General features: G+C 72.1%; 27 protein-coding genes and 4 tRNA genes. 4 read left to right on the plus strand and 27 right to left on the minus strand.

Annotated features, from left to right (window positions below):
• Positions 1-127: 127 nt before the first annotated feature.
• The 13 genes from rplK to BLW04_RS01750 all read right to left on the minus strand — a co-directional run bounded on the left by rplK (position 128) and on the right by BLW04_RS01750 (position 10,941).
• Positions 128-556, minus strand: coding sequence for a 50S ribosomal protein L11 (gene rplK / locus BLW04_RS01690; RefSeq protein ID WP_091536492.1), 429 nt, complete (start codon positions 554-556; stop codon positions 128-130).
• 61 nt (positions 557-617) lie between these two features.
• A complete protein-coding gene (gene nusG, locus BLW04_RS01695) occupies positions 618-1,517 on the minus strand; it encodes a transcription termination/antitermination protein NusG (protein WP_091536494.1) in 900 nt (299 codons plus the stop codon).
• 44 nt (positions 1,518-1,561) lie between these two features.
• Positions 1,562-2,065: a preprotein translocase subunit SecE gene (secE, locus tag BLW04_RS01700; RefSeq protein ID WP_091536497.1), complete on the minus strand. Its 504-nt coding sequence runs from the start codon at positions 2,063-2,065 to the stop codon at positions 1,562-1,564.
• Positions 2,066-2,127: 62 nt separating this feature from the next.
• Positions 2,128-2,203, minus strand: a tRNA-Trp gene (locus BLW04_RS01705).
• A 428-nt stretch (positions 2,204-2,631) separates the two neighbouring features.
• The gene (locus BLW04_RS01710) at positions 2,632-4,128 is read right to left on the minus strand and encodes a gluzincin family metallopeptidase (protein ID WP_139306694.1); all 1,497 of its coding nucleotides are present in this window, start codon (positions 4,126-4,128) and stop codon (positions 2,632-2,634) included.
• A gap of 8 nt (positions 4,129-4,136) precedes the next feature.
• The gene (locus BLW04_RS01715; protein ID WP_091536500.1) at positions 4,137-4,565 is read right to left on the minus strand and encodes a MaoC family dehydratase; all 429 of its coding nucleotides are present in this window, start codon (positions 4,563-4,565) and stop codon (positions 4,137-4,139) included.
• Positions 4,562-5,008, minus strand: coding sequence for a MaoC family dehydratase N-terminal domain-containing protein (locus tag BLW04_RS01720; protein WP_091536503.1), 447 nt, complete (start codon positions 5,006-5,008; stop codon positions 4,562-4,564). Before BLW04_RS01720 ends, BLW04_RS01715 begins: the two co-directional genes overlap by 4 nt.
• A gap of 45 nt (positions 5,009-5,053) precedes the next feature.
• The gene (gene rpmG, locus BLW04_RS01725; RefSeq protein WP_014742879.1) at positions 5,054-5,218 is read right to left on the minus strand and encodes a 50S ribosomal protein L33; all 165 of its coding nucleotides are present in this window, start codon (positions 5,216-5,218) and stop codon (positions 5,054-5,056) included.
• A gap of 90 nt (positions 5,219-5,308) precedes the next feature.
• Positions 5,309-5,382, minus strand: a tRNA-Met gene (locus BLW04_RS01730).
• Positions 5,383-5,425: 43 nt separating this feature from the next.
• Positions 5,426-5,498 (minus strand) — tRNA-Thr (locus tag BLW04_RS01735).
• 192 nt (positions 5,499-5,690) lie between these two features.
• A complete protein-coding gene (locus tag BLW04_RS01740; RefSeq protein WP_254780939.1) occupies positions 5,691-8,186 on the minus strand; it encodes an EAL domain-containing protein in 2,496 nt (831 codons plus the stop codon).
• Between the two features lie 492 nt (positions 8,187-8,678).
• Positions 8,679-10,652, minus strand: coding sequence for a hypothetical protein (locus BLW04_RS01745; protein ID WP_091536509.1), 1,974 nt, complete (start codon positions 10,650-10,652; stop codon positions 8,679-8,681).
• A 7-nt stretch (positions 10,653-10,659) separates the two neighbouring features.
• Complete coding sequence (locus BLW04_RS01750) at positions 10,660-10,941, minus strand: hypothetical protein (protein ID WP_139306695.1); 282 nt, start codon at positions 10,939-10,941, stop codon at positions 10,660-10,662.
• Positions 10,942-11,105: 164 nt separating this feature from the next.
• Between BLW04_RS01750 and BLW04_RS01755 the strand changes: the two genes are divergently transcribed.
• Positions 11,106-11,546 carry a pilus assembly protein TadG-related protein gene (locus BLW04_RS01755; RefSeq protein WP_091536514.1) on the plus strand — a complete coding sequence of 147 codons (441 nt, stop codon included), beginning with the start codon at positions 11,106-11,108 and terminating at the stop codon, positions 11,544-11,546.
• A 56-nt stretch (positions 11,547-11,602) separates the two neighbouring features.
• Here the strand turns inward: BLW04_RS01755 and BLW04_RS01760 are convergent.
• A tRNA-Tyr gene (locus tag BLW04_RS01760) sits at positions 11,603-11,684 on the minus strand.
• 96 nt (positions 11,685-11,780) lie between these two features.
• Here BLW04_RS01760 and BLW04_RS01765 point away from each other — a divergent pair.
• Positions 11,781-12,272 (plus strand): YajQ family cyclic di-GMP-binding protein, encoded by a 492-nt coding sequence (locus BLW04_RS01765; protein WP_091536517.1) that lies wholly within the window; start codon positions 11,781-11,783, stop codon positions 12,270-12,272.
• Positions 12,273-12,301: 29 nt separating this feature from the next.
• Here the strand turns inward: BLW04_RS01765 and BLW04_RS01770 are convergent, their stop codons facing one another.
• The 11 genes from BLW04_RS01770 to htpX form a co-directional block, all read right to left on the minus strand.
• The gene (locus BLW04_RS01770) at positions 12,302-12,529 is read right to left on the minus strand and encodes a hypothetical protein (protein ID WP_139306696.1); all 228 of its coding nucleotides are present in this window, start codon (positions 12,527-12,529) and stop codon (positions 12,302-12,304) included.
• A 176-nt stretch (positions 12,530-12,705) separates the two neighbouring features.
• The gene (locus BLW04_RS01775; protein WP_254780940.1) at positions 12,706-13,485 is read right to left on the minus strand and encodes a sulfite exporter TauE/SafE family protein; all 780 of its coding nucleotides are present in this window, start codon (positions 13,483-13,485) and stop codon (positions 12,706-12,708) included.
• Positions 13,482-13,622, minus strand: coding sequence for a hypothetical protein (locus BLW04_RS27320; RefSeq protein WP_217630781.1), 141 nt, complete (start codon positions 13,620-13,622; stop codon positions 13,482-13,484). Before BLW04_RS27320 ends, BLW04_RS01775 begins: the two co-directional genes overlap by 4 nt.
• Positions 13,619-14,014, minus strand: coding sequence for a rhodanese-like domain-containing protein (locus tag BLW04_RS01780; RefSeq protein ID WP_217630782.1), 396 nt, complete (start codon positions 14,012-14,014; stop codon positions 13,619-13,621). The genes BLW04_RS27320 and BLW04_RS01780 overlap by 4 nt, the downstream gene beginning before the upstream one ends.
• Positions 14,015-14,086: 72 nt before the next feature.
• Positions 14,087-14,257, minus strand: coding sequence for a hypothetical protein (locus BLW04_RS26470; RefSeq protein ID WP_091536521.1), 171 nt, complete (start codon positions 14,255-14,257; stop codon positions 14,087-14,089).
• A 15-nt stretch (positions 14,258-14,272) separates the two neighbouring features.
• On the minus strand, positions 14,273-15,649 hold the full coding sequence (locus tag BLW04_RS01790; protein ID WP_091536523.1) for an MBL fold metallo-hydrolase: 1,377 nt from the start codon (positions 15,647-15,649) through the stop codon (positions 14,273-14,275).
• A gap of 71 nt (positions 15,650-15,720) precedes the next feature.
• Positions 15,721-16,023 (minus strand): rhodanese-like domain-containing protein, encoded by a 303-nt coding sequence (locus BLW04_RS01795; RefSeq protein ID WP_091536525.1) that lies wholly within the window; start codon positions 16,021-16,023, stop codon positions 15,721-15,723.
• A 36-nt stretch (positions 16,024-16,059) separates the two neighbouring features.
• A complete protein-coding gene (locus BLW04_RS01800) occupies positions 16,060-16,326 on the minus strand; it encodes a metal-sensitive transcriptional regulator (protein WP_091536840.1) in 267 nt (88 codons plus the stop codon).
• 266 nt (positions 16,327-16,592) lie between these two features.
• Positions 16,593-16,760: a helix-turn-helix domain-containing protein gene (locus tag BLW04_RS25630; protein ID WP_139306697.1), complete on the minus strand. Its 168-nt coding sequence runs from the start codon at positions 16,758-16,760 to the stop codon at positions 16,593-16,595.
• Between the two features lie 106 nt (positions 16,761-16,866).
• Positions 16,867-17,109, minus strand: a complete 243-nt coding sequence (locus tag BLW04_RS01805; protein ID WP_254780941.1) for a hypothetical protein — start codon at positions 17,107-17,109, stop codon at positions 16,867-16,869.
• Between the two features lie 99 nt (positions 17,110-17,208).
• On the minus strand, positions 17,209-18,087 hold the full coding sequence (gene htpX / locus BLW04_RS01810; RefSeq protein WP_091536527.1) for a zinc metalloprotease HtpX: 879 nt from the start codon (positions 18,085-18,087) through the stop codon (positions 17,209-17,211).
• Between the two features lie 230 nt (positions 18,088-18,317).
• Between htpX and BLW04_RS01815 the strand changes: the two genes are divergently transcribed.
• Together BLW04_RS01815 and BLW04_RS01820 are read left to right on the plus strand one after the other, a co-directional pair.
• Entirely contained in the window at positions 18,318-20,306 is a 1,989-nt protein-coding gene (locus BLW04_RS01815) for a 2-oxoacid:acceptor oxidoreductase subunit alpha (RefSeq protein ID WP_091536529.1), read from the plus strand.
• Positions 20,303-21,412 carry a 2-oxoacid:ferredoxin oxidoreductase subunit beta gene (locus BLW04_RS01820; RefSeq protein ID WP_254780942.1) on the plus strand — a complete coding sequence of 370 codons (1,110 nt, stop codon included), beginning with the start codon at positions 20,303-20,305 and terminating at the stop codon, positions 21,410-21,412. The genes BLW04_RS01815 and BLW04_RS01820 overlap by 4 nt, the downstream gene beginning before the upstream one ends.
• A 157-nt stretch (positions 21,413-21,569) precedes the next feature.
• Here the strand turns inward: BLW04_RS01820 and BLW04_RS01825 are convergent, their stop codons facing one another.
• Both BLW04_RS01825 and BLW04_RS01830 read right to left on the minus strand, forming a co-directional pair.
• On the minus strand, positions 21,570-22,751 hold the full coding sequence (locus BLW04_RS01825; RefSeq protein WP_254780943.1) for a PQQ-dependent sugar dehydrogenase: 1,182 nt from the start codon (positions 22,749-22,751) through the stop codon (positions 21,570-21,572).
• Between the two features lie 35 nt (positions 22,752-22,786).
• A complete protein-coding gene (locus tag BLW04_RS01830) occupies positions 22,787-23,851 on the minus strand; it encodes a polyprenyl synthetase family protein (RefSeq protein WP_091536534.1) in 1,065 nt (354 codons plus the stop codon).
• Positions 23,852-23,853 lie beyond the last annotated feature (2 nt).

Here is a 23,853-nt window from a genome sequence, read left to right on the forward strand (position 1 = left end):
CGTCCTCAGGACGGCGATCGTGTGGTGAACGGGCCTGGCGAGGCCCTCCCACTCGTGACTTGCTGGAACGGCCCCGGTGCAGGGACCCGGCCCGAGCGGAGCTAGGGCTGGGGGGCACCGGGGTCCTTCACTTGACCGTGATGCCCATCGACCGGGCGGTGCCGGCGATGATCCGCTCGGCCTGATCCAGGTCGTTGGCGTTCAGGTCGGCCATCTTCGTCTGAGCGATCTCCCGGACCTGGTCACGGGTGACCGTGGCGACCTTGGTCTTGTGCGGCTCGCCCGAGCCCTTCTCCACCCCGGCGGCCTTCAGCAGCATGCGGGCTGCCGGGGGCGTCTTGGTGACGAAGGTGAACGACCGGTCCTCGTAGACCGAGATCTCGACCGGGATGACATTGCCGCGCTGCGGCTCGGTCTCGGCGTTGTAGGCCTTGCAGAACTCCATGATGTTCACGCCGTGCTGACCGAGGGCGGGGCCCACGGGCGGCGCGGGGGTGGCCGCACCGGCGTTGATCTGGAGCTTGATGACCGCGGTCAACCGCTTCCTGGGGGGCATGACTTCCTTCTTCTGTGTACCTGGTGGTGGCTCTGAGGGGAGCTGGGTGGGACGGACGGAGTCAGATCTTCTGGACCTGGCTGAACGACAGCTCGACCGGCGTCTCGCGGCCGAAGATGGAGACCAGCACCTGCAGCTTCAGCTGCTCGCCGTTGATCTCGTTGATGGTGGCCGGCAGGGTGGCGAACGGCCCGTCCATGACGGTGACCGACTCGCCGACCTCGAACTCGACGACCGCAGCGGTGCCGCCGGTGGCCGTGCTGGCCTCGGCCGCGGCGGCCTGCTTGGGCGCGGTGGGCGGAACGAGGATCTTCACGACCTCGTCGAGGGTGAGCGGCGAGGGACGGGAGGTGGCCCCGACGAACCCGGTGACCCCGGGGGTGTTGCGCACCGCACCCCAGGACTCGTCGTTGAGGTCCATCCGGACCAGCAGGTAGCCGGGGAAGACCTTCCGGTTGACCTGCGTCCGCTTGCCGTTCTTGATCTCGGTGACCTCCTCGGTGGGCACCTCGATCTGGTAGATGTAGTCCTCCATGTCCAGCGACGTGATGCGGGACTCGAGGTTTGTCTTGACCTTGTTCTCGTAACCGGCGTAGGAGTGCACGACGTACCAGTCGCCGGGCGCGGTCCGTAGGGCCTTGCGCAGCGCCTCGGCCGGGTCCTCGTCCTCCTCCTCGGCGGCCGCGAGGGTCTCGGCGACCAGCGGATCGTGGTCCGGGGCCGGGGCGGCCGCCGGATCGCTCACCAGCGGGTCGCGGCTCCCGTTGTCGGCGTCGGGGACCACGTCGGCCACGCCACTGGCGATGTCCTGGTCCGCCGTGTCGGAGGAGCCTTCGGCGGACCCGGGCTGGTCGGCGCCGGTCTCGATGTCGGCAGTGCCGCGCTCGTCGAACCGGGCGTCGTCGAGGTCGATCGCCTCGACGTCGCTGTCGGTGTCGAAGGGCTCGCGGGGGTCGGTCACAGGGTCTCTTCCTTCTCGGGTGTGGTGCAGTCGCAGGGGGCGGATCAGCCGAAGACGGCGACCACGCCCTTGGCGAAGGCGATGTCCAGGCCGGCGACGAGCGCCACCATCACCGCCACGAAGACGATCACCACCGTCGTGTAGGTGATGAGCTCCTTGCGGCCGGGCCAGATGACCTTTCGCAGCTCGGCGACGACCTCGCGCAGGAACCGGCCGAGGCTGCGCTTGTCCCGCAGCTCGGCCGCGCGGGCCCGTTCGGCGTCGGCCCGCGATCGGGTGCTCTCACCGCTGCGCGGGGAGTCGTCCGGCCGGCCGGCCGGACGGCTGCCCGCCCGCCGACGGCGGGTCGGGGTGGCGACGACCTTGTCCTCGTCGACCTCGGCCTCCTCGGCCACCTCCGCCTCGGCCGCCTCGAGCTCCTCGACGTCCTCGACGCCGGGGGCCTCGCGGTCGATCTGCTCGTCGCTCAGCTCACCGTCGGCACCGGCGCCGTCGGGACCGGACGGGCGCGTCGGCTCGTCCCCATGTCCCGGCTTGTCCTCGCTCACAGCGCCTCGCTCGTCTCGGTCGTGCCCGGTGTCGGTCTCTCGGTGTCGCTTGTTCCCTGAGGTGGCAGGGGTGGCAGGACTTGAACCTGCAGCCTGCGGTTTTGGAGACCGCTGCTCTGCCAATTGAGCTACACCCCTAGTGCCCCGGTCGGGTGCGTACACCCGGTCAGGACCCTCCGGGACGCGGGGCGCGCCATGGCACGACCGGGCTCCTGCACAGGGCCCCGGGCACGCCGGTGGCGGGGTCCCACGGCCCCAGGGCGTCGACTGTACGGGACCGCATGGACCGGCAGCCAACACGCCAGGTCACCGAGGCCCCCGAGGCGCCTCCGACGGGCCCCGGGGCCCTTGTGACCCGGCGAGGTCATGACCGCCCCGTACCCGGTGATGCGCGCCGCGTTCGACCAGCGGTGGCACCACCGGGCCCATGCTGCGTGAGATCGGCGGGGGGACCACGCACGCCAGCGCGGTGCCAGCCGAGCTGCTGCCGGAGGATGCGGACGACGACCTGGTCAGGGGCCGCCGCCGGACGAGCGGCTGCTGGGCGGCGCGAGGTGGTGGCCGGCTCAGCCAGGCAGGTCGTCGACGTCCAACGCGCCGGCCGCGACGAGCACGTCCCGGGCCGCGGGGAGGCCGGCCAGCGCCGTCGCGACGTCGGTGGGGGTGGCGATCGCCCAGGCCCGGGCGTCGACGTAGCAGCGGACGGCGGCGTCGAACGCCGCCGCTCCCGCCGCCTCCCGGGCGGCGAGCAGCATGGCCGCACCCTTGCCGTAGACGGCGGTGACGTAGCTGCCGTTGCTGGGGAACTCCTCCATCGAGGCGCCGACGTCGCCTGCCCGGGCCACCACGGTCGCCACCGCCGGAGGGTCGACCGGGGTGACCACCGACTCCGCGTAACTGGCGAAGGCCTCGTCCATCCACGGGTCGCGGAACTGCGAGTTGCCGACCATCCCGTAGAACCACATGTGGGCCACCTCGTGCACCAGCACCCCGGCCGGCGGGCCGAGCAGCAGGATCGAGGACGGGTACTCGATGCCACCGCCCAGGATCGTCAGCTGCGGCACGGTGAGGGTGCGGTAGGGGAACGCCCCGAACCGGTCCACCAGCGCCGTGAGGGCCGCCGCGGTGGCGTCGGTCAACGCCTGCGCCCGGGTCTCCGCCCCGTCCCCGCCGTCGTTGCCGGCGGGCAGCACGCCGGCGGTGACCCGGACGCCGTCCACGATGGTCTCGGCGGTGGTGAAGTCGCCGGCCGCGACGCTTACGTCGCGGGCCGCGGGCTCGCTGGACGTCCAGGTGCGCCGCCCGTCCCGGGGCGCGGAAGGTTCCGCCTGGTCACCGGTCATCAACACCGTCATCCCCGCGGGGACCTCGACCGAGAGCGTCGTGTCGGCGGCCGGGCTGATGGCGGTCTCGCCCAGCAGGCCGGCGAAGGGATCGTGTGCCCAGCCGACGCCGGGCTCCCAGGCCAGCAGAGGCGCACCGCTGGCCCACCAGGAGGCGCCGTCGGCGGTCCCGACCCGGTCGAAGGCGCCCTCGCCCAGTGCCAGCGTGAAGTCCAGCAGCACCTCCGTGGACTCCCCCGCCGCCAGCCGCCGGGTGAGCGGCAGCACGTAGCGACCGCCGGGCGGGCCGGCGGCAGCGGGCTCGTAGTGGCCGCGGGTCACGTCGTCACCACGGACGCGGTCGACGGTCAGCCGGTTGCCCTTCTCACTGGACCCCGGCCCGTTCGGCACCAGCCGGAAGACCAGCTCGCCGGTGGGCAGGTCGGGGGTGAAGACGACGCTTTCGGAGCCGGTGACGGTGCGCCCGTCGTCGGAGAGGGAGAAGTCCACGTCCACCACCGGCCGGTCCGGGTCCGGTGCCGCCCGCTCGGCTGGGCATGCGCCCGTCCACGGTCCCGCACTGGAGTGCGGGTCGTCCGACGGCGCGCTGCGCGACGACGCACTGGGGACGGCGGTGCCGGTGGCTCCCGCGTCGGGGGACGGCGGGCTGCCCGACTCACAGCCGGCGGTGGTCACGGCGAGCAGCAGCACGATCCCGGCCAGGCCGCGTCGCCGGGACACCGGTGCGGTCAGCTCAGCGCGACGACGGCCCGGGCGAGGGAGAGCACCTTCGCGCCGCCGCTGGTAACGGTGAGGTCGATCCGGACCCGGCCGTCCTCGAGCAGCGCGGCCACCCGGCCGCGGACGGTTAGCTCGGCGCCGGCGTCGTCGTCGGGGACGACGACCGGCCGGCTGAACCGGACCTGGTAGTCGACGACCGCCCCGGGGTCGCCGACCCAGGCGGTGACGGCGCGGGCGGCGAGGCCGGCGGTCAGCATCCCGTGGGCGATGACGCCGGGTAGGCCGACCTCGCGGGCGACCCGCTCGTTCCAGTGGATGACGTTGAAGTCCCTCGACGCGCCGGCGTAGCGGACCAGGTCGGCACGGGTGACGCGGGAGACCTGCTCGGGGAGCTCGGTGCCGACCGCAACGTCGGCCAGCCCGACGGCCGCACTCACGCCGCGCCCCGGGCGACCAGCATGGACGTGGTGGTGCACACCGGTTCGCCGTCCTCGGTGGCCAGGTCGACGCGCGTGGTGAGCATGTCGTTGCCGGCCACGCTGCGGACCGCGTCGATCGAGGCGGTGGCGACCAGCCGGTCGCCGGCCGTGATCGGGCGGTGGTGGGTGAAGCGCTGCTCGCCGTGCACCACCCGGCTGTAGTCGATGCCCACGTCGGGGTCATCGACTACCACGTCGCCGGCACCCAGGCTCAGCACGATGGCGAAGGTGGGCGGGGCGATCACGTCCGGGTGACCGGCCGCCCGCGCCGCGACCGGGTCGCGGTAGAGCGGGTCGGGGTCACCGAGCGCCGTGGCGAACTCGGCGATCTTCTCGCGGCCGACCTCGTACACGGCAGAGGGCGGGTAGCTGCGCCCGACCAGTCCTGCGTCCAGCGCCATGCTCCCCGCCCTCTCGCCCTGCTCGTCTCGCGGTGACCGCCTGCGTCAGCGGGTCTCGCGGTGGACCGTGTGCTTCCGGTCGGTCGGGCAGTACTTCTTCAGCTCGATCCGGTCGGGGTCGTTGCGCCGGTTCTTGCGGGTGATGTAGTTGCGGTTCTTGCACTCCTGGCAGGCCAGGGTGATCTTCGGACGGACGTCAGTGGCTGCCATGAGCTTCCTCGCCTTGTCGTTCTCGGATGCTGCCGTGTCCAGCGGGTGCCGGACGCGACGACAAACCCCGGTGCCGGGGTCCGTCTGGGGTAGCGGTGACCGGACTTGAACCGGTGACACAGCGATTATGAGCCGCTTGCTCTACCAGTCTGAGCTACACCGCCGGGTGACCGAACGGCCCGGTCTCGCGACAGGACCGGTGGTCGGAGCCCCTTTACGGAATCGAACCGTAGACCTTCTCCTTACCATGGAGACGCTCTGCCGACTGAGCTAAAGGGGCATGCTCGGATCGAGTGGAAACTCTACCTGGCGGAGACACGGTGGGTGTCGCCGGGGTCGAGCCCCGCGCGTCCGGGCGCAGGAAGACTCTAACAGTCGGCTGCGCGGCCAGCCGTTGTCCCCCGCACCGGAGGTGGGTCGGTCAGGTGGCGGCACGGCGTAGCCGTTCCGCCCTGCACCGGAGGTGGGCCGGTCAGGTCCGGACGAACAGGCGCCGGTGGATGGCGCCCGGCGCGGCACTGCGGACGCCGGTGCGGGCGAGCAGCCAGCCTTCCAGTCGGTCCTCCGGCAACGGGCGGCTGACCAGGAAGCCCTGCACCTTGTCGCAGCCCATCTGGGCCAGCAGGTCGCGGGTCACCTCGTCCTCGACGCCCTCGGCGACGACCCGCAACCCCAGGTTGTGCGCCAGCTCGACGATCGACCGGGCGATGAAGGACTCATTCTGGCTGGTGGACATGCCCAGCACGAACGACTTGTCGATCTTCAGTTCGTCGATCGGGAGCTGGCGGAGCTGGGACAGCGACGAGTACCCGGTGCCGAAGTCGTCCATGGACAGTCGCAGACCCAGGGAGTGCAGGTCGGCCAGCACCGTGCCGTTGCGCACCGTGTCATCGACCACACTGCCCTCGGTGAGCTCTAGGGTGAGCAGCTCACCGGGTACCCCGTGCCGCCGGAGCGCTCGGCGCACCCGGTCGACGAGGTCCGGCTCGGACAGGCAGCGCGCCGACAGGTTCACCGCGACCGACAGGGCGATGTCCTGGTCCAGCCAGCGGCGGCAGCGGTCCAGCGCCCGGTCCAGGACGTAGTCGGTGAGCGAGCCGATCCGGCCGATCTGCTCGGCCAGGCTGATGAAGTCGTCGGGCGGGACATTGCCGTATCGCGGGTGTGCCCAGCGGACCAGCGTCTCGACCGAGACGATGTCGGACGTGCGGGTGTCGACGATCGGCTGGAAGACCACAGTGATCTGCCGCTCGGCCATCGCCGTCTCCAGCTCCGCGCCCAACTGCAGCCGGCGCAGGCTCTGCTGGTCCAGCACCGGGTGGTAAGTGGCCACCCCGCCGGAGTTCTGTGCGGCGAGCAGGGCGACGTCGGCGCGCTGGATGAGCGTGCCGGAGTCCGATCCGTGCACCGGGGCGGCCGCGACCCCGATGGTCAGCGACACCTCCAGGTCCAGCCCGGCCACCCGGGCGCGGGTGGAGGCCGCCTCCCGCAGCCGGCGGGCCGCGCGCTCGGTCGCCGCCAGGGACAGCGAGGGCAGCAGGACGGCGAACTGGCCGGCCTCCATCCGCGCGACCACGGCCTGCGGCGGTGCGTGCTCACGCAACAGCCCGGCGGTGACCAGGAGCAGCTCGTCGCTGGCAGCGTGGCCGAGGGTGTCGGTGACGTTGGTGTAGCCGTCGAGCGAGGCCAGCACCAGGCCCACCCGGTCAGCCGGACCGGCCAGCAGCAGCGCGTCGATCTCGGCACCCAGCCGCTGCCGGTTGGGCAGGCCGGTCAGCCGGTCGTGGTCGGCGTCGTGCCGGATCTGGCTGAGCAGCTGCTGCTGGCGGATCGCCGCGTTGACGTGGGTGAGCATCGAGTCCAGAGCTCCCCGGTCGCCGTCGGCGAAGGAGACGACGTCGCCCCGGCGGTCGCAGACCTCCAGATAGCCCGGCTCACCGGCGGCGGTGGTGACGGGCGCGCCCAGCACCTCGCGGGCGCCGCGGCGCTCCAGGGCGGCGGCCTCGGCGCCGTGCGACCGGCCGGCGGACACCAGGACCGGGCCGGTGACCCCGCCGGCCAGCGCCCGACGGCGCAGCGGGTCGTCGGGGTCGCCCGGTCCGTCGTACCAGGCCAGCTCGCCGTCGGCGGCGTCCACCACGAGCCTCGGCCCCTCGTCGAGGTACGGCGGTAGCCACAGCGCCACCCGGTCGGCGTGCAGCAGCTCGCGGACGGCGCTGACGATCTCGCGGGTACCGGCCTCGTCCGGGCTGACCAGCTCCACGCGACGGGCGAAGTCGTAGACCCGCTGCACGGTGCGCCGCTCACGCACAGCCCGGGCGGACTGGCGGAAGATGGCCAACACACCGAGCAGCAGCGGGGCCATGAGCGCCCACGCCCAGGTGGTCTTCGCGGTGAGCAGCAGGGCGATGACGGCGACCACGACGCCCAGCGGGCCGACCACCGCATTGGGCAGCGCGGCGAGGAAGAACGACCAGCCGGGGAAACCGTCGGCCAGGCTGATGGCGGCGCCGACGCCGATCACGCTGACCAGCCACACCACGAGGATTGTCACGACCAGGGCGAGCCAGGTGAGCGGGCGGTTGACGTCCACCGGCGGGAACAGGGCCAGCACGGCCACCCCGGCGGCGAGCTCGGTGACCGCCAGCGCGCCGTTGAACACCAGCTTGGCCAACGGATAGCCCTGCACTCGCATGACCACGGCGATGGCGCCAACCCAGGCCACCGCCGTCCAGAAGCCGCCGATCTCGACCAGGCCGAAGATGATGGCTATCTCGGTGGGCGAGGCGGAGATGGTCTGTTTGCGAAACTCGAGGTCCAACTGGACGGACTCGGTGAGGACGAAGATCAGCAGCAGCCCCAGCACCGCCCACCAGGGCGGTGTCGCCCAGGTAGTGGAGAGCGCGGGGACGCCGACGACGACAGCCACGGCGACCGCCAGGCTGGCGATCGTCCACGGTTGCCGCATCAGGAGGGGCCCCGGGGACCCGGGGACCAGGGGCTCGGCCAACGTCAGCCTGTCTGTAAGGGGGAGGCGTCAACCGAAAGTAACAGTGCGCCGGACCCTTGCGGGGCAACTCACCCCGATGAGGCAGCCTTACATCGAGGCTGCCTCATCCACGAGGGAACGGAGGTCAGCGACCCCACTTCCAGGTGCGGCCCCACTTCCAGGTGCTGCGCGCGGTGGCGGTGCGGGTGTCCAGAGCGATGGTGCGGGTCATGACGCCTCCTCAGGCATGGTTCGACTGCGTGACGTGCGGCAGCCGCCCACGCGGGGGCAGAGCGTCGTCCGGCAACAGACCGCGTTCAGAAGAGTGCAGCCTGTCACCCACACGGTGCAAGCGCTGACACCGGAGCGTGATCTTCCTCGGGGGAGTCATCACGCTCCGTGTTCGACATTCATATCGTTGTTACCGACGGGTGACTCCGTGACACCATCAGGGGCCCGGGCAGCGGCCTGTCACCGGCGCCGAGTCCTCCGCCCTCCCTTCGGGCGCTGCCGGTCCGGAATGTCGACGTCGTCCAGCGGGTCGAACGGCGAGGAGGTCACGGGCAGCTCGGGCACGCCCAGCAGTGCGGCGGCCCGGCCGAACCCCACCCGCCCCGCGGCCCCACCTCCGGGCACCACCTCGTCGGCCAGCCGGGCCGCGTCGGCGGCAGTACGCACCGGGCGGGTGTCCCGGGGGACCACCACCTCGCTGTCGGCCCGGAACGCGCGGGCCGCCAACCCCTCGAACGCAACCAGGAACGGACGGGCCCGACCCTGGACCGCGAGGGAGGGCAGCGTCACCGCGACCGTCCAGTTCAGCTGCCGGTCGACGGCGTTGGCGAACTCACGGGCGCAGTCGAGGGCGTGCCGCACCCGCATCCCGTACTCCTGCACCGCGACGTAGGCGCCGGCCACCTCCCCGACCTCCGCACCTTCCGGCCCGTTGCGCAGCGCCGCGGTGAGGGCGCCGGTGACCACGGCGTCCTGGCCCGGCTGGCTCAGCAGAAACCCCAGCCCGCGGAGGGCGGCGTCCGTGGCGCCGTCGAGGGCTCCACCGCCGACGGCCGACCGGAGTGCGCCGGCCACCGGGCCGCCGACCTGGGCGGCCACCAGCCCACCGGTCGCGTCGCGGACGGCGGGGAGGAGCGCCCGGTCGTCCAGCGCGGGGCTGCGGGAGCCCGGGGCCAAGCCCCGCCCCAGGGCCTCGAGCCCAGCCAGGGCGGTACCAGCACCCTCCGGCACGGCCGCCCCCAGGTCGATGACCCCAGACAGCGCCGCCCCTCCGTCCGGCCAGTCCCGCGCCAGCGCCGCACCCCAGGCCGCCGGGGTGGCCAGCAGATCGGCGGCGGCCGTGCCGTCGGACGCCCGCAGGAGCACGTGCAACGCGGCGTCCACCGGGTCGGGCGGCGTCCCCGTCGTCCGGTCGACGGCACTGACGCCCTGGACGCGTTCGCGCTCGAGCATCGCGCGCCCCCAGGTGGCCGCCAGCCGCGGGCCGGCACCCGGGGCGGCCAGCACGACGCCCATGCCGACGGCGACCACGTCCACGCCTCCGTCAGGAGCGCGGGGATCGAGCAGCCCACCGGCCGGCCCGTCGCCGTGCAGCGTGCGCGCGAGCAGAGCGGCCAGCTCCTTCCCTTCGCCGGTGTCGGCCGTCGAGCCGAGCACCGCCAGCAGGTAGGTGGTCCCCTCCGGGCCCAGCCCCCGGGCCAGGGCCTCGGCGAAGGCGGGCATGTCCGCGTAGGCGGTGTAGCGGCCGGCGGTCGCGTCGATCCCGGCGAAGTTGCGGGGTGCGGTGAGTGCCGTCGCGGCGTCCAGCCCCAGCCCGGTCATGGCCTGCATTCCCCAGCCGGGTAGCACCGTGGCCAGCCGCACGGTCACCCGCGGCGCCTCCCCCGGTCGCCCCACGCCACCCAGCGGACCGGTGGCCGCGGCCAGCACCGCAGCCGAGCGCTGCGCGTCGTCGGCCAGCTCCGCCAGCAGAGCACGGTGTTCGGCGGCCCGGGCCGCCTCCGCGGCGACCATGTCGGCGAGGAGCGCCGCGGCCTCCGGCGGCGGGCCGGCGTCGAGCGGGCCCGGCTCTCCGACCAGTGCGGCCAGCCGCGGCGCCGCCACGGCGTACTGCTCTTGCTGGCGGGCCCGCAGCACGGCCAGCCGTCGCTCGACCAGCAGCCAGGCCTCCGCGTGCGCCTGCAACCGGGCCACCGCGTTGGTCACCGCACGGTGCACGTCGCCGGCCACCGCCGTCGCCGCAGCCATTTCCGACCCCGCTCGCGCGGCGTCGGCTCCTCGCCAGCCACGCAACACCGCGACCGGTTCCAGCTGGTGGCACAGCACCCCCGCGGAGAAACCGGCCGATGTCAGCTCCCCGACCGCGGACAGCAGACCGGCTGCGGAGCCCGGCGGGTCCGGCAGCGGGACGGGCGGCGGCAGGACGGCGCTCACCGGCGATTCACTCGGGCACCCCGGCGTCGCGGCCGGACAGCAACGAGCCGTCCAGCCCCAGCCAGGAGTCGGCCGCACCGGCCACGGCCGTCCCGAGCCACCGCAGCTCCCCGGCCAGGCAGCCCGCCGCCGTCCGCAGCGTCTCGCCGAAGGCCTGCAGCGCCTCGCCCACCGCTCCGGCCACCGGGTCGCCAGGCACCGCCGCCGCCATCCGGTCGCCGGAGTCGGCCGCGGCCTGCAGGACACCGGCGAGGGAGTACAGCTCGGCGGGCACCACCTCGATCGGCATGCCGGGGAGTCTGCGTGCTCCGGAGGACACCGCGGCGGCGTCGTCCACAGGCACACCGATGCAGGGCGGCCTCCGCACCCCCGCGGTCCACACCGTCCACAGGCGTCGTCCACAACCGGTGGACGACGGGAGCCGATCCGCGCCGGCGGACTTATCCTGCGCGGGTGTCCGACCTCGAGCCCCGGCCGGCCGGCCGCGAACGCGGCTCGACGCTGCCGTTCGTACTGGTCTGCTGGCTGGTCGCGGCACTGATGGTCTTCGGCGCGATCGCGGCCTCCGACGCCTTCCTGGAGCAGCAACGGGTGCAGGCGGTCTGCGACGGGGCCGCGCTGGCCGCTGCCGACCAGGCCGACGAGGCCGCCGTCTACACCCAGGGAGTGGGCGCTCAGCTCCCGCTGACCCGCGCCACTGCCGAGGCGGCGGTGGCCGACCAGCTTGCCGACGCCGATGCCCGGCTGGATCGCTGGTCGGCGACCACCGACGGCGTGGAGGTGACAGTCTCGTGCACCCGGTCGGTGGAGATCGCCTTCTCCTGGCTGTTCCTGGCCGGCCAGCCGCTCGAACGCACCGCGGTGGCCAGCGCCCGCGCGCCCACGGCACCCTGAGCCCGGACGGCAGACGGCCCCCGACCATGCAGGTCGGGGGCCGTCCGTACCGGGTGTGGCGGGTGAAGGATTCGAACCTTCGTAGGCTAAGCCGACGGATTTACAGTCCGCTCCCATTGGCCACTCGGGCAACCCGCCGCGTTTGGTACCGGGAGAGCGTACAAGACGACGGACTCCCACTCGGGGGGGTCCTCGGGCGATGCGGGTCCACCCGCGCGAAAGGAAGGAACGGACATGGCCGACGCGTCCTTCGACGTCGTGAGCAAGGTCGACCGCCAGGAGGTCGACAACGCCCTGAACCAGGCGGCCAAGGAGCTCTCGCAGCGCTTCGACTTCCGGGGCACCAACGCCAGCATCGCCTGGGCCGGCGAGGAGGGCGTGATGCTGCAGGCCGACACCGAGGAGCGGGTCGCCGCGGCGCTCGACGTCTTCAGGGAGAAGCTGGTCAAGCGCGGCATCTCGATGAAGGCGCTGGACGCCGACGAGCCGCAGGCCTCGGGCAAGACCTACAAGTTGTCGGCGCGGATCCAGCAGGGCATCGCCTCGGACAAGGCCAAGGAGATCGCCAAGGCCATCCGCGACGAGGGACCCAAAGGAGTGCAGGCCCAGATCCAGGGCGACCAGCTGCGAGTCAGCGGCAAGAAGCGGGACGACCTGCAGGCCGTGCAGCAGCTCCTCAAGAGCCGGGACTTCGAGATCGCCCTGCAGTTCGACAACTACCGCTGATTGAGCGTATCTCCGCAATCAGCGGCGTGTCAGAGCTCGTTGGTCCGCACTGGGTCCGCACCAGCGCCCAGCGCGGCGGCCATGAGGTCGCCCGCTGCGGCGGGCGTGCGGGTCCTCGGCGGCTGCGGGGCCTCGTACTCAGCCAGCACCTTCAGCTTGTACTCAGCGGCGAAGGAACGCCGTCGGGGACGCTCGGCTCGAGGACTCACCGCACCATAGTCGGCGGCCACCACCGCGTGCAGCTTTGCGTCCGTCATCGTCATTCGTGGTCAACCTGTCTCACCCTGTGCAGTGCAGAGGGAAGAAGAACTACCCGAGGTGTCTCACGCCAGCTGACGTACAGGTCGAGCCCCCCGCTCAACGGATCAACCACCCGTAGATTCAGGACGTTATCCATGTCGCTTGGTGCTCGAGCCGGAGCGTGAGCGCGGAGTCAGCCCGAAGCGGCGCTGATGCCGACCTGTCCGAGCACGAGAGCAGCTACGGCGAAGACGAGCCAGGCGAACCAGCGCTTGAGTCGGCCGGTGTCCAGCCGTGCGCCGAGGCGCCCGGCGACGAGAGCGGCGACGACTGCGGCTGCCGTGAAGCCGACAGTGATGGGGACGTCGATGGGGGCGTCGCTGGCGTGGGCGGCGAATCCTGCTGCGGAGTTGACGGCCACGATCACAAGCGAGGTGCCGATGGCCGTGGTCATCGGGAGGCCGAGCGCGATCACCAGCACGGGGATGATCAAGAACCCGCCGCCGACGCCGAGCAGCCCGGTGAGGAACCCGACGACGAGTCCACCGGCCATGGTGCGGGGCAGGCAGCGGCGCCAGTTGACGGTGCCGTGGTCAGTGGCGCAGGCGGCGCCGGTGCTGGGCTTGTCCTGAAGCATCCGGACGCCGGCCGCGATCATCAGCAACGCGAAGACCGCAAGCACGACATCGTCGGGCAGCAGTCGGTTGACCCCGGCCCCGGCGAAGGCCGTCGCCACCCCGGCTGCGCCGAAGAGCAGTGCAATCCGCCAGGCGATCTGGCGGGCGCGCAGTCTGGGCAGCAGGGCGACGACGGCGGTGATGCCGACGACCAGCAGCGATGTGGCCACGGCCTGGGGCAGCGGCTGCCCGACGACGTAGACCAGGGCGGGCACGGCCAGGATCGACCCGCCCCCGCCGAGGAGTCCGACGAGGACGCCGATGACCAGGCCGAGGCAGATCGCTGCGGCGATCACGAGCTAGTGGTGTCGCGGGTCGGCCTGGTGGTGGCCGTACGCAGCACGTCCAGGACGTCGTCGAGGCGGACCGACTGATTGCCCCGGTTGTAGGGCAGGGCCAAGAGGGCCGCGCCCATGGCGCAGGTGCCGGTCACCGCAGCCACGGTGAGACCTGCGCCGATGCCGCCGGCCGGGAAGCGGGCCTTGGGGAAGCGGATGGAGGCCAGGACGCTTCCGGCGACGAGGCCGCCGGCGACCAGGCGGACCTGGCGCTCGAGTGCCCAGCGCCGGCGGCCGCGGCGTACTGGGTGCCCACCGCGGTGCGGGCGCGGTTGCCGGCCTGGCAGACCAGCACGACCGGGTCGTCGAGAGCGGCAGCCAGGGTCTCGGCGTGCTCGTGGACCAGCGGCAGGGGGACGTTGACCGAGCCAGGCACGTGCGCGGTCTCGTACTCAGCGGGAGCGCGGACGTCGACGAGGGTCGGGGCGACCGGATCGTCGACCTGGGCGGCCACGGCGTCGGGGGCCATGAGGACAGGGCTGGTCATCGGGTGGTGTCTCTCTCTGTTCGAGGAAGGGGCCGGTCGCCACCGGGTGGGGGGACCGGTGGCGGCCGGAGTTCAGAAGCGGCGCAGCAGCCGGCGCAGCCGGCCCCCACCGGTGGATGTATCGGCGAAGGCATGGCCGGGGCAGCGCTGGGCGGACGGGACGCCGGCGGGAACCCGGTCGACGTGCCGACCACAGCCGGCCCAGGTGGTCAGGCAGGTTCGAGAGGCAACTGCTCGACACATCGGAGCCTCGACTCCTCAGATCGAGACCGAGGCGATGTGCAGCCCGGCCGCAGCCGAGCCGGTGTCGGGGTCGCCGTAGCCGCCGTCGACCAGCACGGGTCGACGGCCGGTGCGGGCGAGGATGGACGCGGCGATCGAGGCGCGGTAGCCCGAGCCGCAGTAGACCCAGACCTCGCCGGCCGGGACATCGTCGACCCGGCCGGAGAGCTCGTGGATGGGGATGTGGATGGAACCCCGCACCCCGCCGGCGGCGCGCTCGTCGTCGCGGCGGGCGTCCAGGACGACGGTGTCGTCGTGATTGTCGAGCTGAGCAGCCAGGCCAGCGAAGTCCGTCACCGGGTAGCAACCCAGCTCCCGGCCCGCAGCCAGCTCGTCCGGGTTGCCTACGGCGGCACCGGCGAGGCGGTCGATGCCGATGCGGACCAGCTCCCGGCGGGCGTCGGCGACCTGCTGCTCGGACTCCCCGATGAGCGTCAGTGGGGCGCCCCAGTCGTAGAGCCAGCCCAGATAGGTGACGAAGTTGTTGCTCAGCTCGAAGTTCAACGCCCCGGGCAGATGGCCGGCGGCGAAGGCGGTGCGAGCCCGCAGGTCGACCACCCACTCACCTGCCGCCAGCCGGGTGGCCAGCTCTTCAGGGTCGACCGCTCGCGGGGTGGACAGGTCCACCGGATCGGGGCCAGCGGCGTTGGTCGGCCCCATGTGGGCGTAGTAGGCCGGGTAGGCGCCGAGGCCGGCGATGAGCTGGTCGACGAAGGCCTGTTCATCCTGGGTGAGCGCGGGGTTGACCTTGCGCTGCTCGCCGACTGTGGAGGAGTTCCCGCTGGTCGGCGTTGCGGCGCAGAAGCTGCCGAAGCCGTGGCTGGGGAACACCGCGGTGCCCGCCGGCAGCTCGTCGACCAGGCGCCGCACCGAGTGGAACTGGGCGTGGGTGAGCGTGTCGGTGTGCTCGGCGCCGAGCAGGTCGGTGCGCCCGGTCGCGCCGTAGAGCATCGAGCCGCCGGTGAAGACCGCTTGCACACTGCCCTCGGCGTCGGCGAGCACGTAGGCGACGTGATGATGGGTGTGCCCCGGCGTGTGCAGCACCTGCAGGCGCATCGGGCCGGCGACCAGCACGTCGCCGTCGGAGGCCGGAACCCGCTCGTAGGACACGCTGTCCCCGGCGGGGACGACATAGGCCGCACCGGTCACCCGGGCCAGCTCGAGCCCGCCGGTGACGTAGTCGTTGTGCACGTGGGTCTCGAGCACGTGGCTGATGGTGACGCCCCGGTCAGCAGCCAGCGCCTGGACCCGGTCGATGTCGCGTTGGGGATCGATGACCACGCCCACCCCGGCATCGCTGACCAGGTAACTGCGGTCCCCGAGGCTGGTCGTCTCGATGATGTCAATCTGCACGGTTCAGTCCCAGGTACGGTACGGGGTAGGGGTACAAAGCAGCCGAACGAAAGCGTCGGCGTTGCGGTCGCTCAGGCGACCGGCTTGCCGTACTCGGTCCAGGCGTTCATGCCGCCGTCGAGGTTGGACACCTCGTAGCCGGCAGCCGACAGAGCCTCGGCGGCCTTCTGGCTACGCCGCCCGCTCTGGCACACGGTGATGATCGGGGTGTCCGTGTCCAGCTCGCCCTGACGGGCGGCCAGCTCGCCGAGAGGAATGTTGGTGCTGCCGGCAATCGCGCCGGTTGCGACCTCATCAGGCTCACGCACGTCGAGCACGCGGGCAGAAGTCTCTGCGGCGACCTGGGTCGGCGTCAGCTGTGGGATCGTTGCCATGAGTTTTCCTTCGAGTCGTCGTAGGTGTCGTGAACATCAGGCGAGCGAGAGCAACAAGCGCTCGAGTTCGCGGAGATCGACCTCGCGGGTCTCCTCCTCGGAGTTGATCGAGCAGTACCGCATCCCGGTACTGACAACGGCAAAGCTCGCCTTGTTCAGCGCCTTGGACGCGGCCGCCAGCTGGGTGACCACGGCGGCACAGTCGCGGCCGTCCTCGATCATCCGGACGACGCCGCCGATCTGGCCCTGAATGCGATTGAGGCGCTTCACGACGTCGCCGAGCTCGCCCTGGGGGATGTCCACGTGCTCCACTGTAGATACCCCCGGGGGTATGCGCAAGGATCGACTTCCTCCGCACAGGCTTTCGCGTGACAGGGGGCCAGCTGACCGTCAGCCGCCTCGGCTCACCGCAGTTATCGCTGATGCCCTGGCCGTCGAGGAAGGCCGCGAAGCCGAAAGGGGCGAAAGCTGCTGCGCACCCAACGCCTTCAGTAGGGCGGCATCCAACGACACCCCTGAGGCGTGTGGCTGCGGAGAAGCCTGCGCAGTGAAGCCGACGACGTCCCGAGTCAATCGTGGACGGGCTGACCGCTGACGTGATGGTCGGCGTGGAAGAGGGCCTCGTTGAGGAGGTTGCGCACGTGGCCACCTCGCAGGCGGTAGAGCACTCGACGCCCGTCTCGGGGTCCGTCGACCACGCCGGCAAGGCGCAGCTTGAACAGGTGCTGACTGGCCACCGTGGGTCGATCCGCAGGTCGAAAGCAACCTTCAGCATTCCCCACAAGCAGGCCACTCGGCGGGTCGGAGTGGCCGACCGGGGGACAACTCTGCCCGGCCCCGCTCTCAGGCGTCGGCGCGCGGGTCGCCCCGCCGCCCGGGCGTTGTCTGGCGGACCAGCCGCCGGGCCGTGTCCACCTCCCGGGCGACCGGACCGCGAACGCCCCCGGCGTGGATCTCGGCGTCGTCGGGCGGCCGGTGATTGCGCAGGTCGTCCTCGAGCTGCCGGATCGCCCGCCCCAGGACGGCGACCTGGCCCGGCTCACGCACCGGCTCCCCGGCCCGCATGGCGATGACCGCCTCGGTCACCGCGTCCGACGTCCGCTCCAGCAATACGCCGAGAATCAGTTCGACGACTACCGCTGACGTCCCAAGGGCGCCCGGCGGGCCGCCGGGCGCCGCCGGCGTTCACCGCTGGCCGAGGTCCCGGGCCATCTCCTCCAGTCGCGCGATCCGCTGCGGCATCGGCGGATGGGTGGCGAACATGGTGGCCATCCCGGCCCCGCGGAACGGGTTGGCGATCATCAGGTGGCTCTGGGCCACCAGCCGGTCCTCCTGCGGCAGCGGCCGGGCGGCGACGCCGCTCTCCAGCTTGCGCAGCGCCCCGGCCAGCGCGAGTGGGTCCTGCGAGAGCTGGGCACCGGATGCATCGGCCTGGAACTCGCGGCTGCGGCTGACCGCCATCTGCACCAGCCCGGCGGCCACCGGCCCCAGGAAGACCAGCAGCAGTCCACCCATGGCGTTCCCTCCACCCCGCTCGTCGGAGCGACCCCCACCGAACAGCGACGCGAACATCGCCATGTGCGCCAGGTAGGTCACCACCGTGGCCATCGCCCCGGCGACGGAGCTGATCAGGATGTCGCGGTTGTAGACGTGGGAGAGCTCGTGGGCCAGCACGCCGCGCAGCTCCCGGCGGTCGAGCAGCTCGAGGATGCCTTGCGTGCAGCAGACGGCGGCCTTGCGCGGGTTGCGCCCGGTGGCGAAGGCGTTGGGCTGGTCGGTGGGGCTGACGTAGAGCCGGGGCATGGGCTGGCGGGCCTGGGTGGCCAGCTCCCGGACGATCGTGTAAAGCTGCGGCGCCTGGGTCTCGGTGACCGGGAAGGCACGCATGGCCCGCAGCGCCAGCTTGTCCGAGTTGAAGTAGGCGTAACCGTTGACGGCCAGCGCGATGACCAGCGCGATGAACAGGCCGCCGCGTCCGCCGATCAGCGCGCCGACGGCCAGGATGACCCCACCCATCAGGCCCAGCAGCAGAGCGGTCTTCAGAGCGTTGTTCCAGCGGTGCACGCCCGCTCAACGCCCGCTTGCCGACGCCCGTTCCCCCGACGGGCCCGACGACCGGCGGGTGAGAGCCAGCGCACGCGACCAGGCGCAGCACCGGGGGAATCGACGCGGCCCCGGCGGTGCTGCCCACTGAAGAGCAGGCTCTCTCCTGTGTCCCGTCCCTCACGTTGGCACAGCGGCGAGTCACACCCGGCAACGCGCACGTAACCTGACCGGTCGGAGGTCCACAACAGATGACTGGCATCACACCAGGCAGCACCGCCCCCGCCGGCGCGGCCGTCGACGCCCCCAGCTCCGCCCCCGGCGGACTGGTCAAGAGCGTCGTCGCCCTCGACCGGGTCGTCATCCGCTTGGCCGGTGACTCCGGCGACGGCATGCAGTTGACCGGCGGCCGCTTCACCAGCGAGACGGCGACCTTCGGCAACGACCTATCGACGTTGCCGAACTTTCCCGCCGAGATCCGGGCGCCAACGGGAACCCTGCCCGGCGTCAGCTCCTTCCAGCTGCATTTCGCCGACCACGACATCATGACCCCCGGGGACGCCCCCGACGTGCTGATCGTGATGAACCCGGCCGCGCTGAAGGCCAACCTGCCCGACCTGCCCGGTGGCGGCCTCCTGATCGCCGACGCCGACGAGTTCACGCCGCGGAACCTGGCCAAGGTCGGCTACGCGAGCAACCCCCTCGAGGACGGGTCGCTGGACGGGTGGCAGCTGGTCAGCGTGCCGCTGACCTCCATGACGACCGACGCGCTCGCGGACTCGGGCCTGGGCAAGAAGGAGGCCGAGCGGAGCAAGAACATGTTCACCCTCGGTTTGCTGTCGTGGATGTACCACCGGCCGACCGAGGGCACGATCCGCTTCCTGGAGCGACAGTTCCGCCGCAAGCCGCAGATCGCCGCGGCGAACATCGCCGCGTTCCGGGCCGGCTACAACTACGGCGTCACGACCGAGGCCTTCGCGGTCTCCTACGAGATCAAGCCGGCCCCGATGGCACCGGGGAAGTACCGCAACATCTCCGGCAACCAGGCGCTCGCGCTGGCCATCGTCGCGGCCGGGCAGCGCTCCGGCCTGCCGGTGTTCCTGGGCGCGTATCCGATCACGCCCGCCTCGGACGTGCTGCACGAGCTGTCCAAGCACAAGGCCTTCGGGGTGCGGACCTTCCAGGCCGAGGACGAGATCGCCGGAATCGGCGCAGCGCTCGGAGCCTCCTTCGGGGGCGCGCTCGGCGTCACGACGACCTCGGGTCCCGGCGTGGCGCTCAAGTCCGAGACCATCGGCCTGGCGGTGATGACCGAACTTCCGCTGGTCATCGTCGACGTGCAGCGCGGCGGGCCGTCGACCGGCCTGCCGACCAAGACCGAGCAGTCGGACCTGCTGCAGGCGCTCTATGGCCGCAACGGTGAGGCCCCGGTGCCGGTGATCGCGCCGCGGTCCCCCGGTGACTGCTTCGACGCCGCCCTCGAGGCAGCGAGGATCGCGCTGACCTACCGGACGCCGGTGATTCTGCTGTCCGACGGCTACCTCGCCAACGGTGCCGAGCCGTGGGCGGTGCCGATCATCGACGAGCTGCCCGACCTGCGGGTGGACTTCGCGACCGAGCCCAACGGCGAGGACGGCGAGTTCCTCCCCTACCTGCGCGACCCGGAGACCCTGGCGCGCGCCTGGGCCGTCCCGGGGACCGCGGGTCTGCAGCACCGCATCGGCGGCCTGGAGAAGGCCGACAAGACCGGCAACATCTCCTACGACGCCGACAACCACGACTTCATGGTGCGCACGCGCCAGGCCAAGGTCGACGGCATCGCCGCCTCCCTCCCGCCGACGGAGGTCGACGACCCCGACGGGGATGCCCGCGTCGCCGTCATCGGCTGGGGCTCGACCTACGGGCCGATCGGGGCCGCCTGCCGTCGGATCCGGGCCTCGGGTCGGTCCATCGCCCAGGTCCACCTCCGGCACCTCAACCCGCTGCCGGCCGACCTCGGCGAGATCCTCGCCCGCTACGACCGCGTCGTCTGCCCGGAGATGAACCTCGGGCAGCTGGCCATGGTGCTGCGGGCGAAGTTCCTCGTGGACGTGCAGAGCCACACTCAGGTGCGCGGCCTGCCCTTCCGGGCCGCCGAGCTGGCCGCCGTCCTGCAGGACGTCATCGACGGCACCACCGGGACGGTCGCCACCTCCGACAGCAGCTCCGACACCCCTGCACAGACGGGAGCGGCCCTGTGACCGCCATCGAGTCCACCAACGCCCACGTCCACGACCTCGGCATGCCGGGCAACCCGATCTCCGCTGCGATCGCGGACTCGGTCGCCGTCTCCGGGGAGAAGCAAACCGCGCTCAAGGCCAAGGACCTCAAGACCGACCAGGAGGTCCGCTGGTGCCCCGGTTGCGGTGACTACGTCATCCTCAACGCCGTCCAGAGTTTCCTACCCAGCCTGGGCATCGCCCGCGAGGACATGGTCATCGTGTCCGGGATCGGCTGCTCCTCGCGGTTCCCGTACTACATGAACACCTACGGGATGCACTCGATACACGGCCGCGCGCCGGCGATCGCCACCGGTCTGGCCGCCTCCCGGCCGGACCTGTCGGTGTGGGTGGTGACCGGGGACGGCGACGCGCTGTCGATCGGCGGCAACCACCTGATCCACACGCTGCGCCGCAACGTGAACCTGACGATCCTGCTGTTCAACAACCGGATCTACGGGCTCACCAAGGGTCAGTACTCCCCCACCAGCGAGATCGGCAAGGTCACCAAGTCCACCCCGATGGGCTCGCTGGACCACCCGTTCAACCCGGTGTCGCTGGCGCTGGGCGCGGACGCCACGTTCGTCGGCCGGGCGATGGACTCCGACCGCAAGGGGCTCACCGACGTGCTGCGCCAGGCGGCGGAGCACCAGGGCACGTCGCTGGTGGAGATCTACCAGAACTGCAACATCTTCAACGACGGCGCGTTCGAGCTGCTCAAGGACCCGGCCACGGGCACCCAGTGGACGATCCCGCTGGTGCACGGCGAGCCCCTGGTCTTCGGCCCGGGCGGGGCGTCCTGCGTGGTGCGCGACGAGGTCGGCGGGCTGCGCATCGCCGAGCGCAACCAGGTCGACGCCTCGGAGATCGTGGTCCACGACGCGCACCGCAACGACCCCTCCTACGCCTTTGCGCTGTCCCGGCTGTCCTCCCAGGATCTCCGGTACACCCCGATGGGTGTGTTCCGCTCGGTCGACAAGCCGGTCTACGACCGGATGATGGCCGACCAGCTCGAGGAGGCCCGCGCCGAGCGGCCGGCCGACCTCGCCGCCCTGCTGGCCGGCGGCGACAGCTGGACCGTGAGCTGAGCACATCGTCATCCTCACGGATGACACTGCGCCCACGTGCCGTGCCCCGGCTGCACAGCGCCGTTTCCTGTGCCACCTCGGGAGGGCCTCCGGCCCTCCGCTCGGCGTGACCCGCTTTGCGGTCACGCAACACGGGGGCATCCGGATGACGATGTGCTCAGTGCGGCGTCACCCGCAGCAGCAGGTCCTCGCCGTCCCCGTTGTCGGTGGTGAGGTACAGCGCCCCGTCGCTGCCCAGCTGGGGGCTGCGGATGCGGCCGTAGTCGTCTTCCACCTCCGGCAAGCGGAACTGCTCCACGAGCGCCCCGTCCGGACCGATCCGCAGCGCGAGCACGCCGGTGTCCTTCTGCACGCCGACCAGTAGCAGTCCCTCGTAGCTCCCCCACTCCTCCCCGTCGAGGAAGGTGGCGCCGGAGGTGGCGATCGTCGGGTCCCCGGACGACCACACGGCGGGCACGGCCCCGGGCAGGTCGAGGTCGGTCATCGGGACGCTCTCGTCGTAGCCACCGTGGGCACCGTCGGGGTCGTACCCGAAGTTCCCGCCGGCGACCGAGGAATTCACCTCGTCGTCGCGGCCCGTGCCCTGCTCGACGGTGTAGACCGCGTCGGTCCCCGGCTGGACGGCGATGCCCTGCACGTTGCGGTGCCCATAGCTGAGCACGAGCCGGGTCCGGGGGCCGGCGTCGGCGGCGAACGGGTTGCCGGCAGCCGGTCCCCCGGTGGCAGCATCGATCCTCAGCACCTTGCCGGCCAGCGAGCCGAGGTCCTGCGCGTTGCTGCCTACTGCGTTGTCTCCGGTGCCTACCAGCAGGGCGCCGGTCCGGTCGAAGCGCAGCCGGCACCCGCCGTGCCGTCCGGAGGCGGCGTTGACCGGGATGCCGCCGAGCAGCGGATCGGCCACCCGCGTGGCCGCCGTCCACTGGGCATCGACGGCCCAGGCGACCAGCTCGATGCCCGGCCCGCCGTCCGCACCGCCGTCAGTGACGCCCTGACAGGTGTAGAACCGCCGGTTCACGGCGAAACCGGGGTCCAGGACCAGGCCCATCAGCCCGGTCTCGCCGCGGGCGAACAGGTCACCGAAGTCGGCCGCCACCGGCTGCACGGTGCCGTCGGGCAGCACGGCGGTGAGCCCGCCGGGGCGCTCGTCGAGCAGCAGCGTGCCGTCGGGGGCCTGGGCGACGTCCCAGGGGTGGTCCAGGCCATAGGCGACCACCTCGACCTGCAGCCCGGGCGCGCCGGCGGGCGGGGCCGTCAGGGAGGAGCCGGAGGGCACGCCGGCGACGGCGCCGCCCCCGCAGCCGGACAGCACGAGGACGGCGGTCAGACCGGCGAGGGGCACGGAAAGGCGGCGCACTCCTCCAGGATGCGCGACGCTCAGCTGGTGCGGGTGACCACATAGGTGCACAGCGACGACAGTGCCTGGCGCACCGGCCCGTCCGGCACGGCCGACAGCCGGCCCCGGGCACGGTCGGCGTACTCGCCGAGCACCTCGTTCGCCCGGGCCAGGGACGCCGAGGATCGCAGCAGTGCCAGCGCCTCGGCGTGCAGGTCGTCATCGATGACCGGGCCGGCGACGAGTTCCCGCAGCCGCGCCTCGGCCGGGTCGTCGCCGGCCAGCGCGAACAACACCGGCAGGGTGGCGATGCCTTCGCGCAGGTCGGTGCCAGGTGACTTCCCGGAGGCAGTGCTCTCGCTGACGATGTCGATCAGGTCGTCGGAGAGCTGGAAGGCGACCCCGACCTCCTCGCCGAAGGCGGTCAGCGCGGTCACCAGCTCGTCGTCGACGCCGGCGAAGGAGGCACCGAAGCGGGCCGAGGTGGCCACGAGCGAGCCGGTCTTGTCGGCCAGCACGGCCAGGTAGTGGGCGATCGGGTCCTCGCCGGGGCCGGCTCCCACGGTCTCCCGGAGCTGCCCGGTGACCAGCCGCTCGAAGGTGCGGGCCTGCACCCTGACGGCCTCGGGCCCCAGATCGGCGAGCAGGTCCGACGCGCGGGCGAAGAGGAAGTCGCCGGTCAGGATGGCGACGCTGTTGCCCCAGCGGCTGTTCGCGCTGGGGGCGCCGCGGCGCACGGACGCCTCGTCCATCACGTCGTCGTGGTACAGCGTGGCCAGGTGGGTCAGCTCGCAGACCACCGCCGACTCGACCACCCCCGGGGCGCGCGGGTCGCCCAGCTGCGCGGCCAGCAGCGCCAGCATGGGCCGGAAGCGCTTGCCGCCGGCGGCCATCAGGTGCCCGGCGGCCTCGCTGACGAAGGGGTGCTCGCTGGCCACGGACGAAGTCAGGGCGGCCTCCACCCGGGCGAGGCCGTCGGCGAGGGACTCGCCGAGCTCCCCCTCGGGCAGCCAGGCCCCGATGGTCGAGGCGGGAGTGGAAGGCCGGTGCCACAGCTGGGCGTCGCCCCCGCTGCCCCGTGCGCTGGTGGTGCCGGCTCCGCTCATCA

It is taken from the genome of Modestobacter sp. DSM 44400 (assembly GCF_900107175.1).
Taxonomy (GTDB): domain Bacteria; phylum Actinomycetota; class Actinomycetes; order Mycobacteriales; family Geodermatophilaceae; genus Modestobacter.

Coding starts and splice junctions, on each gene's coding strand:
- BLW04_RS01770 (WP_139306696.1), bottom strand. CDS start 12,529: ATGACGGACGCAAAGCTGCACGCGGTGGTGGCCGCCGACTATGGTGCG.
- BLW04_RS01720 (WP_091536503.1), bottom strand. CDS start 5,008: ATGGCGCTGGACGCAGGACTGGTCGGGCGCAGCTACCCGCCCTCTGCC.
- rpmG (WP_014742879.1), bottom strand. CDS start 5,218: ATGGCAGCCACTGACGTCCGTCCGAAGATCACCCTGGCCTGCCAGGAG.
- BLW04_RS01795 (WP_091536525.1), bottom strand. CDS start 16,023: ATGGCAACGATCCCACAGCTGACGCCGACCCAGGTCGCCGCAGAGACT.
- BLW04_RS01765 (WP_091536517.1), top strand. CDS start 11,781: ATGGCCGACGCGTCCTTCGACGTCGTGAGCAAGGTCGACCGCCAGGAG.
- BLW04_RS01780 (WP_217630782.1), bottom strand. CDS start 14,014: ATGACCAGCCCTGTCCTCATGGCCCCCGACGCCGTGGCCGCCCAGGTC.
- rplK (WP_091536492.1), bottom strand. CDS start 556: ATGCCCCCCAGGAAGCGGTTGACCGCGGTCATCAAGCTCCAGATCAAC.
- BLW04_RS01815 (WP_091536529.1), top strand. CDS start 18,318: ATGACTGGCATCACACCAGGCAGCACCGCCCCCGCCGGCGCGGCCGTC.
- BLW04_RS01830 (WP_091536534.1), bottom strand. CDS start 23,851: ATGAGCGGAGCCGGCACCACCAGCGCACGGGGCAGCGGGGGCGACGCC.
- BLW04_RS01750 (WP_139306695.1), bottom strand. CDS start 10,941: ATGCCGATCGAGGTGGTGCCCGCCGAGCTGTACTCCCTCGCCGGTGTC.
- BLW04_RS01740 (WP_254780939.1), bottom strand. CDS start 8,186: ATGCGGCAACCGTGGACGATCGCCAGCCTGGCGGTCGCCGTGGCTGTC.
- BLW04_RS26470 (WP_091536521.1), bottom strand. CDS start 14,257: ATGTGTCGAGCAGTTGCCTCTCGAACCTGCCTGACCACCTGGGCCGGC.